Origin of the sequence: Pseudomonas sp. KB_12, assembly GCF_052114545.1 — a bacterium.
In the GTDB taxonomy this organism is placed as follows: Bacteria; Pseudomonadota; Gammaproteobacteria; order Pseudomonadales; family Pseudomonadaceae; genus Aquipseudomonas; species Aquipseudomonas brassicacearum.
This window is the reverse complement of sequence record NZ_JBFREY010000003.1, coordinates 86,965-101,211: the sequence shown is the minus strand read 5'-3', so window position 1 is coordinate 101,211 and position 14,247 is coordinate 86,965. Positions and strand designations below refer to the sequence as shown.

General features: G+C 60.7%; 13 protein-coding genes. 4 read left to right on the top strand and 9 right to left on the bottom strand.

All coding sequences use genetic code 11. From position 1 onward, the window contains the following. Positions 1–690 precede the first annotated feature (690 nt). Genes AB4Z20_RS02630 through AB4Z20_RS02610 form a run of 5 tightly spaced genes read right to left on the bottom strand, consistent with a single transcriptional unit; the run spans position 691 to position 5,012 of the window. On the bottom strand, positions 691–1,110 hold the full coding sequence (locus AB4Z20_RS02630; protein ID WP_442089271.1) for a DUF6691 family protein: 420 nt from the start codon (positions 1,108–1,110) through the stop codon (positions 691–693). 2 nt (positions 1,111–1,112) lie between these two features. Beyond that, positions 1,113–1,547 (bottom strand): YeeE/YedE family protein, encoded by a 435-nt coding sequence (locus AB4Z20_RS02625; protein WP_442089270.1) that lies wholly within the window; start codon positions 1,545–1,547, stop codon positions 1,113–1,115. Between the two features lie 42 nt (positions 1,548–1,589). After that, positions 1,590–2,393: a sulfite exporter TauE/SafE family protein gene (locus AB4Z20_RS02620; RefSeq protein ID WP_442089269.1), complete on the bottom strand. Its 804-nt coding sequence runs from the start codon at positions 2,391–2,393 to the stop codon at positions 1,590–1,592. Positions 2,394–2,421: 28 nt separating this feature from the next. Further along, positions 2,422–4,092, bottom strand: a complete 1,671-nt coding sequence (locus tag AB4Z20_RS02615; RefSeq protein ID WP_442089268.1) for a TIGR01244 family sulfur transferase — start codon at positions 4,090–4,092, stop codon at positions 2,422–2,424. Between the two features lie 41 nt (positions 4,093–4,133). Then, entirely contained in the window at positions 4,134–5,012 is an 879-nt protein-coding gene (locus AB4Z20_RS02610) for an MBL fold metallo-hydrolase (protein WP_258691022.1), read from the bottom strand. A gap of 229 nt (positions 5,013–5,241) precedes the next feature. On the opposite strand from AB4Z20_RS02610, the gene AB4Z20_RS02605 reads away from it, so the two are divergent. Then, positions 5,242–6,564: a sigma-54 interaction domain-containing protein gene (locus AB4Z20_RS02605; RefSeq protein WP_253474060.1), complete on the top strand. Its 1,323-nt coding sequence runs from the start codon at positions 5,242–5,244 to the stop codon at positions 6,562–6,564. 66 nt (positions 6,565–6,630) lie between these two features. On the opposite strand, the gene AB4Z20_RS02600 is transcribed toward AB4Z20_RS02605, so the two are convergent. Next, positions 6,631–7,554: a universal stress protein gene (locus AB4Z20_RS02600; protein ID WP_442089267.1), complete on the bottom strand. Its 924-nt coding sequence runs from the start codon at positions 7,552–7,554 to the stop codon at positions 6,631–6,633. 207 nt (positions 7,555–7,761) lie between these two features. Here AB4Z20_RS02600 and AB4Z20_RS02595 point away from each other — a divergent pair, with 207 nt between their 5' ends. Both AB4Z20_RS02595 and AB4Z20_RS02590 read left to right on the top strand, forming a co-directional pair. Continuing rightward, the gene (locus AB4Z20_RS02595) at positions 7,762–9,012 is read left to right on the top strand and encodes an MgtC/SapB family protein (protein ID WP_442089266.1); all 1,251 of its coding nucleotides are present in this window, start codon (positions 7,762–7,764) and stop codon (positions 9,010–9,012) included. 104 nt (positions 9,013–9,116) lie between these two features. Continuing rightward, on the top strand, positions 9,117–10,028 hold the full coding sequence (locus AB4Z20_RS02590) for a universal stress protein (protein WP_442089265.1): 912 nt from the start codon (positions 9,117–9,119) through the stop codon (positions 10,026–10,028). Between the two features lie 51 nt (positions 10,029–10,079). Here the strand turns inward: AB4Z20_RS02590 and AB4Z20_RS02585 are convergent, their stop codons facing one another. Further along, positions 10,080–10,643: a GNAT family N-acetyltransferase gene (locus AB4Z20_RS02585; RefSeq protein WP_018602132.1), complete on the bottom strand. Its 564-nt coding sequence runs from the start codon at positions 10,641–10,643 to the stop codon at positions 10,080–10,082. A 246-nt stretch (positions 10,644–10,889) separates the two neighbouring features. Between AB4Z20_RS02585 and AB4Z20_RS02580 the strand changes: the two genes are divergently transcribed. Then, the gene (locus AB4Z20_RS02580) at positions 10,890–11,783 is read left to right on the top strand and encodes a universal stress protein (RefSeq protein ID WP_442089264.1); all 894 of its coding nucleotides are present in this window, start codon (positions 10,890–10,892) and stop codon (positions 11,781–11,783) included. 309 nt (positions 11,784–12,092) lie between these two features. Here AB4Z20_RS02580 and fnr read toward each other — a convergent pair whose 3' ends face one another. Both fnr and AB4Z20_RS02570 read right to left on the bottom strand, forming a co-directional pair. After that, positions 12,093–12,845 carry a fumarate/nitrate reduction transcriptional regulator Fnr gene (gene fnr / locus AB4Z20_RS02575; protein WP_018602135.1) on the bottom strand — a complete coding sequence of 251 codons (753 nt, stop codon included), beginning with the start codon at positions 12,843–12,845 and terminating at the stop codon, positions 12,093–12,095. 137 nt (positions 12,846–12,982) lie between these two features. Further along, positions 12,983–14,131, bottom strand: a complete 1,149-nt coding sequence (locus AB4Z20_RS02570; protein WP_442089263.1) for an HD-GYP domain-containing protein — start codon at positions 14,129–14,131, stop codon at positions 12,983–12,985. Positions 14,132–14,247 lie beyond the last annotated feature (116 nt).

The following is a 14,247-nucleotide window of genomic DNA, read 5'->3' as shown; positions in this document are numbered from 1 at the left end:
CCCTTTCGCCACTGTGTAGCCTGCGCCTTGGAATCTATTTAGAAGATCAGATACTTGAGTTTTTGGGTAGGAGCTTGCTCGCGAAGTCAGTCTGACAGTTGGCCAGGATTATGGCCGAGTACATATCCATCGCTGCGGTAACGGCCACTTAGGGTTCCGCCCTGACGGCGGGTCACTTTTGGAAGAGCGCCAAAAGTAACCAAAAGCGCTTTGCCCCACCACTTGGTGCCTCGCTTAGGCTCGGCATGCCCTCACTCCGGCATTGCTCCGTGGGCCGCCGCGAAGGGCCATCCATGGCCCAGCGCGGCTATCCCGGCATCCATGCCGGGATGCCCACTGCGCAATGCCTGCGTTCGGCCATCGTGGTTAACGGGGCGCCGAGATCAACGTCCGTCGCGAGGCGGCCTTATAGCCGACCTGGCTCTTCCAGTCGTACTCCGGTCCAATTGTGGGAGCGAGCTTGCTCGCGAAGGCGGTCTGATAGTTGGCCATAGATTCAGGGCAATCACATTTCCGTGGAAATTGAACCTTTTCGCTACCGTGAAGCCTTGTGAGCGCTTCGCACTCAAGCGGGAGCAAGCTCCCTCGCCACGGATTCTCCACTTTCTTAAGTGAACAACATTGCGCCCACCGATGATGACAACGTCAAATGCGCCGGGATGTGAGCGGGGCATGACGGTGAATTCACGATCAGCGGTTGCGCGGGGTTTCCAGCGCGGTGAACAACAACATGCCCGCCAGCATGGCCAGCGTGAACACAAAGGCTTGCCAGTGCCCGGTCAGCAGGATGGCCACGGCAGGGCCAGGGCAGATGCCGGCGATGCCCCAGCCGATACCAAACACCAGGCTGCCACCGATCAGGCGTGGGTCCAGTTCTCGCTTGACCGGCAACTGCATGGGGCTGCCCAGCAGCGACTGAGTCTGTTGGCGCGCCCAGGCCAGGGGGGCGATGGCGGTGCCAATCGCCCCGATCATCACCAACGCCAGGGAGGGATCCCAGGCGCCGGCCAGGTCCAGGAAACCCAACACTTTTTTCGGGTTGGTCATGCCTGCCAGGAGCAGTCCTAAGCCAAAGAGCAGGCCAGCGATGAATGCCGTCAGTTTGCGCATGTTCAAATCCCCATCACGTGACGCAGGACAAATACCGTAGTGAAACCACTGAGCATGAAACACGCCGTGGCGACCATCGAGCGGGGTGAAAGGCGCGATAGGCCACACACGCCATGGCCACTGGTGCAGCCCGAACCGTAGCGAGTGCCGACACCCACCAACAGGCCCGCGACAGTGAGGCCGAACCAGCCGTTCTGGAACTCGATCGGCGGCAAGCTGGCAAAGGCGCCCCATAACAGCGGCGCGACGAGCAGGCCCAGGAGAAACAGGGCCTTCTCGCCCAGCCCTTCGCTGCCACGCTGCAGCAGGCTGCCGATCAGCCCACTGATGCCGGCGATCCGGCCGTTGGCAACCACGAACAGGCTGGCCGCCAAGCCAATCAACATGCCGCCGGCCAGGGATGACCACGGCGTAAAGTTGAGCCAGTCAATATTCATCAGCGTTCTCCGCCACACATCGATGATTTTCCACCCGGTTTTTCAACCCAGGACCTTTACCAGCAGGGCGGCCGCTACCAGCGTCGACACCAGGGCGAAGCCTCTTTGCAGATAGGGTTCCGGCAACCTCGCGGCGACCAGGCGCCCGCCGAGCATGCCGACGATGGCTCCGATGGAAAAGGGTAGCGCTATTGGCCATTGCAGGTGGCCCATCGCCGAACTCGCCAGTACCCCTGACATGGAAACCAAAGCGATGACGGTCAGCGACGTGGCGAGCACCGACTGCGTAGTCAAATTGGTGTACCGCTGGAGCGCCGGAACCATGACGAAACCACCACCCACGCCGAGCAGCCCGGAAAGCACCCCGGCGACCATGCCCGAAGCCGTGAGCGCCCACGCGCAAGGGCCGGTCCAATTCAGCTTGCCGCGATTTTCGTCCAGGACACAGGGCGGCGGTTTGCGCGTGGTGGATGCCTTTGCCCAGGCATGAGAGGGCAGTGATTTTTGCAATGCCCGGAACGCCACGTACATCAGCAACAAGGCAAACAGGATCGTCAACGGACGGTTGGGCGTGCGCTGCGCCAACCAAAGGCCCAGCGGCGAGCATATGACCCCCGCACTGGCCGTCACCAGTGCAGCCTTGTAGCGCACGATGCCGTTGCGCAGGCCCATCACGGCGCCCAGGGTGGCGGCCAGGCCTACCGCCAGCAAACCAATGGGCCCGGCTTCGGCCATGCTCAAACCCACGCCAAAAACCAGGAACGGGACGGCCAGTATGCCGCCGCCGGCACCGGTCAGCGCGAGGATCACGCCCACCGTAAAGCCCAGTACCAGGACGGTAATCATCTCGGTCCCCTGGCGGTGAGGTTTGATTTCATAGGTCCGCCAATTCAGGTTTCGCCAGCCATTCGCGCCCCTTGAGCATGGCTTTCCAGTACAGCGGAGGAAGAATTCGCTCTTTAAGTAGCCAGGCGAGTCTTGAAGGCCGAGTACCGTCGATCAGCCAGGACGGGAAGCTGGGGGCGAGCTTGCCGCCGTAGGTGAATTCAGCGAGAACGACCTTGCCCCGTTCCACGGTCAGCGGGCAGGAACCGTAGCCGTCGTAATGGGCGCTACCCTTGGCCTTGCCCATGGCCGCCAGCACATTGTGGGCGACCACGGGTGCCTGCTTGCGCGCCGCCGCTGCGGTTTTTGCGTTGCTGGTATTGGTCGCATCGCCCAATGCGTGAATATTCGCCCAGGTCTTATGCCGCAAGCTGTCGGGATCGACATCGATCCAGCCCGCCCCATCGGCCAGAGGGCTTACGCGGATAAAATCCGGCGCCACCTGCGGAGGTACCACATGCAGCAGGTCGAAGTCGTGCGTCACCAGGTGAGTACTGCCATCGGCCTTGACGCAACTGAAGGTCGCAGTCTGTGCCGGTCCATCGACAGACGTCAGCGTACTGCCGAAATTCAGGTCGATCCCATAGGCGCGGACGTATTCCATCAGGGCCGGCACGTAGTCGGGAACGCCGAACAGGACTGTCCCGGCGCTGCAGAAGTCGATCTCGATATCGCCGAGTACCTCTTGGCGTCTCCAGTGGTCGGCGCACAGGTACATCGCTTTTTGAGGGGCCCCGGCGCATTTGATCGGCATGGGGGGCTGCGTGAAAATCGCCCGGCCACTGCGCAGTTGCTGCACCTGTTCCCAAGTGTAGGGGGCCAGGTGGTACAGATAGTTCGAGGTGACGCCGTTGCGCCCCAGTGTCTGCGGTAAGCCTTCTATGGCATGCCAATCCAGTTTGAGGCCCGGGCACACGATCAACTGCTCGTAGCGGACCACGCGGCATCCATCGAGAATAATGGCATCGTTTTCAGGTTCGAAAGCAGCGACAGCCGCTTTGATCCAATGCACGCCCCGGGGAATGGTCGCGCCCATCGTGTGGGCCGTTTTGTGCGCGTCGAAGACGCCACCGCCGACGAGGGTCCAGCCGGGTTGGTAATAATGCACATCCGCCGGGTCGATAATGGCAATGTCCAGGCCCGGCTCGCGGGCCAACAGGCTTGAAGCTGCCGCGATGCCCGCCGCGCCGCCGCCGACAATGACCACCGCATGCCGGGCTTCGGCGACGCCAATGGGCGTGCGTCCCTCGTTGGCAATTCTGCGAATGACGCCTTTCATGTCGAAGCCGGCTTTGCTGGCTGTTTCGACAATCCGTGGCAAGGGCTGCTGGCCGGCCTGGGACAGTGCCCACATCGTGGTCGAGCGCATGCCGGAGCGGCAATACGCCAACACGGGCTTGGGCAAGGACTCGAACAATTTGCCGAAGGCAACGCCCTGTTCATCGGTCACCTTGCCGGACTCTGCAGCGAGGTAGTGCGCTTCGATGCCCATTGTTTGTGCCGCACGCTGGATGTCGGCAAACAAAGGTTGATCGCTGCCTTCACCATCAGGGCGGTTACAGATGATGGCGCGAAAGCCGCCGGTTTTGATCTCACTCATTTGGTCGGGATGGATCTGCCCTGATATCGAGAGGCCGGACGCAAGGTGGCGGATGTCCATGACTGTCTCCGTGATGACTGTTTTCTTATGGGCGCGGGGCGTCAGAGCTGATTGAGCGGGATTTTCAGGTAGCGCGTGCCGTTCGATTCCGGCTCCGGGAAATGCCCGGCCCGCATGTTGACCTGGACCGATGGCAGGATGAGCGTCGGCATGTCCAGCGAGGCATCGCGCTGGGTGCGCATCGTCACGAATGCTTCTTCACTGATGCCGTTACGGACGTGGACATTGTCGGCACGTTGCTCGGCGACGGTGCTGGAAAATTGCACCTCGCGGCCTCCGGGTTGGTAATCGTGACAGGTGTAGAGGAGGGTGTTGGCTGGCAGGCTCAAGACCTTGTTGATGGATCGGAACAAGGTATGCGCGTTGCCACCGGGGAAGTCACACCGTGCGGTACCGTAGTCGGGCATGAACAAGGTGTCGCCAACGAATGCCGCCGTTTCCTGGCCGTGGCTGATGACATACGTCATGCAGGCGGGGGTGTGGCCCGGTGTGTGGAGCGCACGGCATTGCAGCGTTCCGACGGTGAACGACTCGTCATTGACGAACAGATGGTCGAACTGACTGCCATCGCGGGGCATCTCCCCACCGGTGTTGAACAGCGTGCCAAAGACTTCTTGCACGGCGGTGATCTGGCTGCCGATCCCTATCGTGCCGCCGAGTTTTTCCTTCAGGTACGGGGCGGCGGTGAGGTGGTCGGCATGAACGTGGGTTTCAAGAATCCATTCGACCTTCGCCCCCAGTTCGATCACCCGGGTCATCAGCTTGTCGGCCGAGGTGGTTGTGGTACGGCCTGATTCGGGATCGTAATCCAGGACGCTGTCGATCAATGCGCACTGGCGGGTCGTTTCGTCCAGCACCAGGTAGCTGACAGTGTGGGTCTCAGGATCGAAAAATCCTTCGACGTAGGGTTTTACGGTCATGAACGGTCTCCTTCGGGCTCTCATCGAGCTGCTTGAAGAACAGACACAGCAATAATGCTGCCATGTGGATGTGGTGTCTGTTTTTATGGCTAACCATATGATTTTATGGGTTTAAATTGATAAGTATCGATCGGGCATTTTCCGCGGTCCCGACAATTAAACTGCCATTGGCAGTGTTTATTGGCATAGTGGCAGTGTCACCCTTGCTGAATGAATCACTGGAGCCGCGATGACACACAGCCTGCCGCCCACCCAAGACCTGCTTGCGCATCCAGACCAGGTGCAGTCCCTGGTCTCGTTTCTGGAGCACGAGCCCCAGCCGATGATCGTCCTCGATCCCGATTACAACATCCTGGCGGCGAACACGGCTTACCTGCGTCAGTTTGGCAGCGCCGACAAACCTTTCATTGGCCACAAGTGTTATCGGATTTCCCACCACTACGATGTGCCTTGTGACCAGGCCGGTGAGCACTGTCCGATGAAAAAGGCCAGGGAGATGCGCAGCCCGGATCGGGTCTTGCACATTCATCACACACCGCGCGGGCCCGAACACGTCGACGTGGAGCTGCGCCCGATCCTGAATGAGCATGGCGTCATCACCGCTTATGTGGAACGTCTTACCCAGGTGCGTAGCGCATCGGCCCGGCCCAGTAACGAGGGGCTGGTGGGCAGTTCGCCGGCCTTTAATCAGGCGCTGTTGGAACTGCAGCGGGTAGCGCCCTCGACGTTACCGGTCCTGTTGCTGGGAGAGTCCGGCACCGGCAAGGAGCTGTTTGCCCGCGCCGTCCATGAAACCAGTGAACGGGCCGCGGGGCCTTTTGTGGTGGTCGATTGCTCCGGGCTGACCGAAACCTTGTTCGAGAGTGAACTGTTCGGCCACGAGAAGGGCGCATTTACCGGCGCCACCCTGCGCAAGGTGGGCCTGGTAGAGACGGCCCAGGGTGGTACGCTGTTTCTCGATGAGATAGGCGATGTTCCCCTGGCCATGCAGGTGAAACTGTTGCGATTGATCGAGTCTGGAACCTATCGCCGTGTCGGCAGTGTGGAAACCCTGCACGCGGATTTCAGGTTGGTGGCCGCGACCCATAAGCCGTTGGAGAAAATGCTCGAGAAAGGCGAGTTCAGGCAGGACTTGTACTACCGCATCAGCGTTTTTCCCATCCATCTGCCGCCCTTGCGGCATCGCCTTGAAGACATCGGCTTGTTGGTGGATTCGTTCCTGCAACGTTCCGGGATCGGTAAGCGTCGGCTGACCATCGATCCCGAAGCGCTGATGCAATTGCAGCGTTTTTCCTGGCCGGGCAATATCCGCGAGCTACGCAATGTCCTGGAAAGGGCTGCGCTGTTTGCCGATGACGGTGTCATTCACGCCTTGCATCTGCCCGCGACGCCCGTGGCGTTGTCCGCCCCAGCCTTGACGCCTGCGCCCGATAGTAGGGACCTTGGACAGCTCGTGGCCACTTTCAAAGGCACCCGCCGCGAACTGGCCAGGCACCTGGGCGTGAGTGAACGCACGTTATACAGGCGGTTGAAGGAGCAGGGCCTGGCCTGATCGCCGGGAGACAGAGCTAGCGAGCTTGCGTGCCCATTTGTTTCCAACCCATCATCGGGCCTGCCTTCAACCCATCTGCTGCGGCGCAATCACCCACACGCTGCAGGGCATCTTGTACAGCAGGCCTTCCACGGTGCTGCCGATCAGCTTGTCCAGGCTGCCGTAGCGCACGCGGCCCATGACGATGACATCAATGTCATGGGACGCGGCGTAGCTTGCCAACACTTTGGCCGGGTCACCCATGATCATGCGTCGCTGGTCCGCGGCGATGCCATTGCGTTCGGCCAGAGCATCGAAGGCCGCGCCCTGGGATTCGTAGAGCTGGCGGGCCAGGGTCGAGGAGAAGAACATCGAACCGTTGCCAAAGCCGTATTCAGCGGCGGTAATGGACGAAAGGTCATAGGCGTAGATGACTTCCAGCGTCGCGTCGCAGCGGGTGGCTAGCTTGTTCGCTTCGCTCAGGATCCGGTCATTGAGGCCTTCGTAGCGTCCGTCCTGATGGAACGGGTCGATGGCGGCCAGAATCTTGCGCGGGCGGGCGTGGGTGACCTTGTTGACGAAGTGCAGCGGAACTTCGCATTCGCGCAGCAGATGCACGTCCAGCGGCGTGAACATCAGTCGGGAAAACCACGACTCAGGGTCCACCGACTTGATCAGCGCATCCATCGGCGCTTCCTTGAGGTGGACCAGGATTTCCTGCAAGGGGCGCTCGACCCACGTCACTTCCGTCGTGACCTCGATACCGAGGTTGCGCAGGGGCCTGGCCTGTTCCTCCAGCCACTGCCGATGGCGCTCGATGTAGCCCAGGCGCATCTGCTCCAGTGCCTGCTCGTTGACCAGGCCGGCCGTGGCCAGGCCTTCGAGGTAGTCAAACGCGACAATATGCAGCGCCGCGCCTTCGGCCCTGGCCAGTGCGGCGGCCCGGTCGAACGCCGGGCTGTGTTCCATCAGTGGCGAGACGACCAGCATCAAGCGTGATTGCGTAGACATGACAAACCTCCCGGGCAAGGACCTGTTGGCGCCGGGCGAGGTTTCGCGCGGCGTGGTGTCTGTCATCGATCATGAGCGCCACGGAGCCCGGTAACTTGATTTGCATCAAACACGCTTCAAAGCGTTGCATCGAAGGCAGCGGCGGCGAGGCAATCGCGCTATGTTTGAGCATGATCAGTCGCCCCAGGGCGCCAGAGAGCCGTAACCATGACTGAAACCCTGGCCTTCGCCAATGCTGCCGCCGCGCTGGGAATCGGCCTGCTGGTGGGGCTTGAGCGCGAACGGCGCAAAGGCGAGGGCGACCGGCGCGACTTCGCCGGCCTGCGCACCTTCGCCATCACGTCCGTGCTCGGCTACCTGGCGGTCCAGGCGGGCGGTCCCTTGTTGCTGGGGGGCATGACCCTTGCCCTGGGCGCCTTGGTCACGGTGGCCTATTGGCGAAATCTCGATAAGGACCCGGGGATTACCAGCGAGGTGGCCTTGTTCGCGGTATTGGCACTGGGCGCGCTCTGTGCGAGCGCCCCGGGCCTGGCGACCGCAATAGGGGTGGTGATGGCCGGGCTGCTCGCCAGCCGCCAGGCGTTGCACCACTTTGCCCGCAACCAATTGACGGCCACCGAGATGCGCGATGGCCTGGTGCTGTTGATCGCCGCGCTGGTCGTGCTACCGCTGGCGCCGGATCGCTTCCTCGGGCCTTATGACGCCATCAACCTGCGCAACCTGGGCACGCTCACCGTCATGCTGATGGCGGTGGGGGCGCTGGGGCATGTCGCGGTTAGGACCCTGGGGACCCGCTACGGCTACGCCCTCAGTGCGATTGCCTCAGGATTCGCCTCCGCCACAGTCACGGTCGCGACCATGGGTGGTATCGCGGCCAAAGAGCCGATCAATCTCAAGGTGGTGAGCGCCGCGGCGGTGTTATCCAACCTGGCGACGGTGGTTCAAATGGGCCTGATTCTCGCGGCCGTGGACCCCGCGCTGCTGCGTTGGATGTGGGGGCCGTTGGTGTGCGGGATGCTGATGGTATTGCTCTATGCCGGCGTGCTGATGTTTCCCCGGCCAAGGGCGCGGGCCGATGAAACCATCAAGCACGGCGGCGCCTTCAGCCTCAAGCTGGCGGTGACGATGGTCCTGGCGATGACCGCTATCACCGTCCTCTCGTCGGCAATGCTCGATGCGTTCGGCCAGGCCGGGGTGACCGTCACCGCGATTTTCAGTGGCTTGCTCGACGCCCATGCCTCGACAGCCTCCATCGCTTCCCTGGCCAAGGGCGGGTTGTTGCCCTTCGACGGCGTCGCCGTGCCGGTCCTGATGGCGCTGAGCAGCAACTCCCTGAGCAAGTGCGTGGTAGCGTGGCTCAGTGGCGGGCGAAGGTTCGCCGGGTATGTGATTCCCGGCCAGGTGCTGGTCACGCTGGCGATGTGGGCGGGGCTGTTGCTCCCGAGTTTGTCAGCCTGAATGAATGATGGCTGTTTGATGAAGATCAAGTCCTGTTTCTGGCAGGCGTCCATTCTGGAACCCTCAATCCTTTAAGTGGCTGTCGCCACGTGCCGAGGTGTTCCATGTCCCAGACTCAACGTTTGTTGCTAGTGGCGCCCGACGCCATGATCCGTACGCCGGCGTTCGACCGGGCTACCGAGTTGGCCCTGGCGCTGGACCTGCCCCTGCACATCGTGGCGTTCGACTACCTGGAGGTGCTCTCGGTGGCCGGTCTGTTCGCCCCGGAGCAGGTCAAGCAAGCGCGTGAGGGCTATCTGCAAACCCATCGGCATTGGCTGTGGCAACAGGCCGAACTGGCGCGCCGGCACGGCGTCGAGGTGACCAGCGAGGTGGTTTGGAGCAAGGATGCCTTCCAAGCCTTGCAGCAATACGTCAAGGAGATGCCAATGGCGTTGATCATCAAGGACGCGCAGCCGGAACCGGCGATGAAGCGGGTGTTTTTCACGCCCCTGGACTGGCGCTTGCTGCGCGACTGCCCGGTGCCAGTGCATCTGGTCACGGATTCGCGTAACCCCCGGCCTCGGCGGGTCCTGGCGATTGTCGATGTGCTGCGCAGCGAGGAGCAGGACCTGGTATTCAACGACCAGATCGTCGACGCCGCAGTCAAACTGGCCGAGCAATGCAACGCCCAGGTCGAGTTGCTGCACGCCTTCGATTGGACGGCCGTCTACGCCTCGGACATGGGCATTGGTGCGCTGCCCTTGGCCACCGGGCTCTATGAAGCGTTGGGCCAGGCACAACATGAGGTGTTCGAGTCCCTGGCCGAGCGGCATGGGGTCGCACCGCAGCAGCGCCACTTCATCGAAGGGGCGCCGCTGAACAGCATTTGCACGTTCGCCACCGATCACCAGATCGATGTCATCGTCATGGGTACCACGGCACATCGTGGCCTGGACAAGCGCCTGGGCACCACCGCCGAGCTGCTGCTGCAACGGGCGCCTTGCAGCGTGTTGGCGATCAAGCCGCAAGTGTGATTGGAGCAACGCTGCGCGAGGCCATGTCAAGGCCTCGCGCAGCGTCCGGAGCTAAAGGTAGAGCCGGTGGATGACCTGCCGGGTGTCGTCGGGATCGCTGTGGGTTTCAAAACCCAGGCTATGGGCCAAGTCCCGCATCGGGGCATTGCTGGCGGCATCGACGGAGTACATCTGGCGGTAGCCGTTTTTACGCGCGGTGTCGATCAGGTGCTCCATCAACAACGTCCCCAGCCCCAGGTGTTGCCAAGGGTCAGCGACGGTCACCGCAGACTCGCATTCGTGTTCCTGGGTCGCGCAATAGCGACTGACCCCGATCTCGATCAACTCGCCGTTGTCATGGACCAGGGCGATGTAGGCCATGCGCGTCTTGCAGTCGACATCCATCAACTGATCGAGCAGCGCCGCGCCCGGCTCATTGATCTGCGCCAGGAAGCGCATGTGCCGGGACTCCGGTGACAGGCGCATGATGAAGTCGTATTCGCGCTGGCGATCCTGGTCCCTGAGCGGGCGGATCAAGACATGCCGGCCGTCCTTGAGTGCCTGGATCCAGTGCTTGCCACTGATGCTGGCATACAGGGCAGCGGCGCGTTCGTTGTGGTCTTTGACAGTGAGCATGGTGCGATCCTCCCTCGGATGTGCACGTGCGGTGCGATAAAAAGCTGCGCATTCGATACTGTTCTACGCCCGCCACGGCGATCGATTCTGATCTGGATCAGTGCCCGCGTATTCGTCCGTCGATTGTCCTGCCTTTGATTCAGATCAAACCGTCCGGGGCCTTGATGGGCGCACGCTGAAGATCGCGTCGGAAAAGGCCGATGCAAGGTTCTGGATTTCGTGTGGGCAATCCGATGGAGGTGTGCGATGGGGCAATACCAGCGTCTGCTATTGATCGTCGAACCTGATCTGCACCCCTCCGCAGCGATGCGCAGGGCCTGTGCCCTGGCCCGGGCCAGCGGCGCGGCGCTGCATTTGTGCGCGTTCGTCCAGCCACCGGCGCGCACCCACTTATGGGGTGAAAAAACCGATGAAGCGGGTGTGCAGCGCTATTTGCACCGCTACCGTCGCTGGATGGTGGAGGAGGCGGAGCTGCTCAAGGAGGAAGGCCTGGATGTGACGACTCACGTGGTGTGGACGCTCCATCCGTTGCTGGACATCCTGCGCTACGTCGAGCAGTTCCAGCCTGACCTGCTGATCAAGGACGTCACCCTCGAACCGTTGCTCAAACGCGTGTTTGCAACACCCCTTGACTGTCATCTGTTGCGCGACTGTCCGGTGCCGGTGCACCTGGTCAACCAGGCGGTGCACGGCTTGCCGCGCCGGGTCGTGGCGGCGGTGGACCCCTCGGACCCCGAGGCCAATGCGTTGAACGAGCGCATCGTCCAGACGGCCACCGCGCTGGCCCGGCAATGCGACGCCTCGTTGCATCTGTTGTACGCCTGCGACCTGTCGCCGGCCTTCAATGGCGAAGCCTCGTTGCTGGCCGGGGCTTGGGATGATGACTTTGCCGACGCCCTGCGCGAATCGCTGCATGCGGCGTTTATCAGCCTGGCCGAGCGCTGTGGCGTACCGGCGGAACGTCGGCACTTTGTCGTTGGCCTGCCGGTGCCGGTCATTCAGGAGTTCATCGACGAATTCGAGGCCGACGTGGTGGTGATGGGCACTGTGCACCGCGCCGGTCTTGAGCGTTTGATTGGCAGCACGACAGAACGCGCCTTGTACTCGGTGCCGGGCAGTGTGCTGGCGGTCAAGGGATGAGTACCGCCACGTTGCGCGGTCCGGTGCTCCAGGGCTTGGTTTGCCTGGGCTGAGGGAGGGCAGATTGCAGACTCGCACCTACAGGGGATTTTCTGTGATCGCCGGACTTGTGCTCACCACGACCCCATGTGGGAGCGAGCYTGCTCGCGAAGGCGGCGGCCCAGCCGAATCAAAGCCAACTGACCCGCCGCTATCGCGAGCAAGCTCGCTCCCACAGRGGATTTTTTTGTAGCCGCYGGACTTGTGCTCACCACRACYCCATGTGGGAGCGAGATTGCTCGCGAAGGGGCCGGCAGCTTCAACGATGCATCACAGTTCCGCATGACGATGGCAACCGGCGACTTTTTGCTTGAGGCCGGGCAAGTCCAGAATGGTGACATTGCGCCCATGCATGTCTACCAGTTCTTCCTGGCGCAGGTGGGCGATGCCCCTGCAGATGGTTTCCAGGCGCAGACCCAGGTAGGAGCCGATGGCCTCGCGGCTCATGCGCAGGACAAATTCCCTGGAGGAATAACCACGCATGTTAAGCCGTTGGGAGAGGTTCAATAGAAACGCCGCCAGGCGTTCGTCGGCGTTCATGTTGCCGAGCATCAACAACATGCTGTGGTCGCGCACGATTTCCCGGCTCAGGAGCTTGTTCAGGTTGTGCTGCAACGACGGTAAGTCGTGGGCCAGTTTTTCCAGGAGGTTGAAAGGCAGCGGGCAGACTTCGCTGTCTTCCAGGGCAATGGCATTACAGGCGTAGTGATCGGTACTGATAGCGTCCAGGCCAAGCATTTCGCCTTGCATCTGGAAACCGGTGACCTGTTCGCGACCGTCTACCGAAAGGACGCTGGTCTTGAAGAAACCCAATCTCACGGCATACAACGAGCGCAGCGGGTCGCCGGTGCGATACAGCGCTGCGCCTTTCTTGACCTTCACCCGCTGGGCGATCAGCGTGTCGAGGCGCTCGACTTCACCGCCCGTCAGGCCAATGGGTAGGCACAGTTCAAGCACGCTGCAGTTCGAGCAAGCAGCCTTGAGGGAGTGCACGTGTAGAAGTCGGGCTTCGGGCTCGAGCACAGGGATGAACTCCTTTGAGTGAACCAAGCATAGAAGAACTATCCCATTGCGCCTTTTTTTCTCGGCTAAAGCCATACCCTCGGTCGATTCGTCGTCAAGCTGGGGCAGTAAATGGCTTATTTCGCTAGGTGTCAGCTTTATGCGGGAAGTTCGCTCCACAATGTTTCTGTATTTTTGAAGCCGTATTGTTTTGCCGTGATTCGTTCAATGATCTTTTCGCTTGAGGTCGGCTCACTCAAGTCGATGATCGAGGGGGTGACGTAGGTGTTTAAAGAGGTGGAGAAGAAGGTATTTACTTTTGGGTTCAATAACGAACATGGGTTCTGCTCAGTGACCACGCCGATAGCGCCGCCGCTGAGGCGAACGATGGAGCCAACCGGATAAATACCGACTGACTTCACAAAGGCCTGGAATACCGTTTTATCGAAATGTCGATTCCATCCCGACATTTTTTGAATGGCAATGGCGGGGGACCAGGCTTCGTTGTAGGGGCGATCCGATGTGACTGCGTCATAGACATCGCAAATGGCCGCCATGCGGGAAAAGAGGCTTATCTGCTCACCGATCAACCGATCTGGATAGCCAGACCCGTCCACTTTTTCGTGATGATGCAGGCACACGTCAATCACCGCTTCGCACAGTGGTGTCGAGGTTCGCAATATTTGCGCGCCTAGCTGCGGGTGTTGACGAATGACTGCGAATTCATCGTCGGTCAGTTTTCCCGGCTTGTTAATAATGATGCCGGGAATGGCCATCTTGCCAATGTCATGCAATAAACCCGCAAGTCCAGCTTGATGAACAAGCTCTTCAGGCAAATCCAGTTGCTGAGCCACGGCAATCATCAGGGCGCTGACGGCGACTGAATGCATATACGTGTATTCAGTCGCCGTTTTAAGTCGGGCCAGGCTGATGAAAGCACTTGGGTGACGCATGATTGAACGGGCTATATCGTCGACGAGTTTATCCGCTTGGTCGATGGATATGGCACGCCCCATTCGTGCATCACTGAACATCGCAACGACTGCCGACTTCGATTCGCGACAGAGTTTCCTCGCCGTGATCAGCTCTTCATTCAGCGTCGTAGAACTTACCTGGATATTGGCAATAGTAGCCTTATCGATCGAGGTGCAATTTCCATCATTTACCTGCGGGTCCAGGGAATGGGAGGCGTGCGAGGTGTCTTGATGAGGGAGTTGACCGTTCCAATAGGGGGACTCGGAACGTGAGCGACAGGGCTCGATAGTGCTATTTATGCAACGTTCGTCGGTTTCTTTATCGTTCGACATGGCCTTTACTCTTTTGGAGTCGCGGCGTCCCTTTTACTCAGGACGTCCTTGGCTTTGTTTTCAGCATTCCCGGAGTGGCGCTTGCTTGAGCATAGGGGGAGTATGCGCCGTTATGA

What these genes read in the sequence shown, in the direction of transcription:
- AB4Z20_RS02580 (WP_442089264.1), top strand. Translation starts at nt 10,890, where the DNA reads ATGGGGCAATACCAGCGTCTGCTATTGATCGTCGAACCTGATCTGCAC.
- AB4Z20_RS02605 (WP_253474060.1), top strand. Translation starts at nt 5,242, where the DNA reads ATGACACACAGCCTGCCGCCCACCCAAGACCTGCTTGCGCATCCAGAC.
- AB4Z20_RS02595 (WP_442089266.1), top strand. Translation starts at nt 7,762, where the DNA reads ATGACTGAAACCCTGGCCTTCGCCAATGCTGCCGCCGCGCTGGGAATC.
- AB4Z20_RS02630 (WP_442089271.1), bottom strand. Translation starts at nt 1,110, where the DNA reads ATGCGCAAACTGACGGCATTCATCGCTGGCCTGCTCTTTGGCTTAGGA.
- AB4Z20_RS02615 (WP_442089268.1), bottom strand. Translation starts at nt 4,092, where the DNA reads ATGGACATCCGCCACCTTGCGTCCGGCCTCTCGATATCAGGGCAGATC.
- AB4Z20_RS02570 (WP_442089263.1), bottom strand. Translation starts at nt 14,131, where the DNA reads ATGTCGAACGATAAAGAAACCGACGAACGTTGCATAAATAGCACTATC.
- AB4Z20_RS02585 (WP_018602132.1), bottom strand. Translation starts at nt 10,643, where the DNA reads ATGCTCACTGTCAAAGACCACAACGAACGCGCCGCTGCCCTGTATGCC.
- AB4Z20_RS02610 (WP_258691022.1), bottom strand. Translation starts at nt 5,012, where the DNA reads ATGACCGTAAAACCCTACGTCGAAGGATTTTTCGATCCTGAGACCCAC.
- AB4Z20_RS02620 (WP_442089269.1), bottom strand. Translation starts at nt 2,393, where the DNA reads ATGATTACCGTCCTGGTACTGGGCTTTACGGTGGGCGTGATCCTCGCG.
- AB4Z20_RS02600 (WP_442089267.1), bottom strand. Translation starts at nt 7,554, where the DNA reads ATGTCTACGCAATCACGCTTGATGCTGGTCGTCTCGCCACTGATGGAA.
- AB4Z20_RS02625 (WP_442089270.1), bottom strand. Translation starts at nt 1,547, where the DNA reads ATGAATATTGACTGGCTCAACTTTACGCCGTGGTCATCCCTGGCCGGC.
- AB4Z20_RS02590 (WP_442089265.1), top strand. Translation starts at nt 9,117, where the DNA reads ATGTCCCAGACTCAACGTTTGTTGCTAGTGGCGCCCGACGCCATGATC.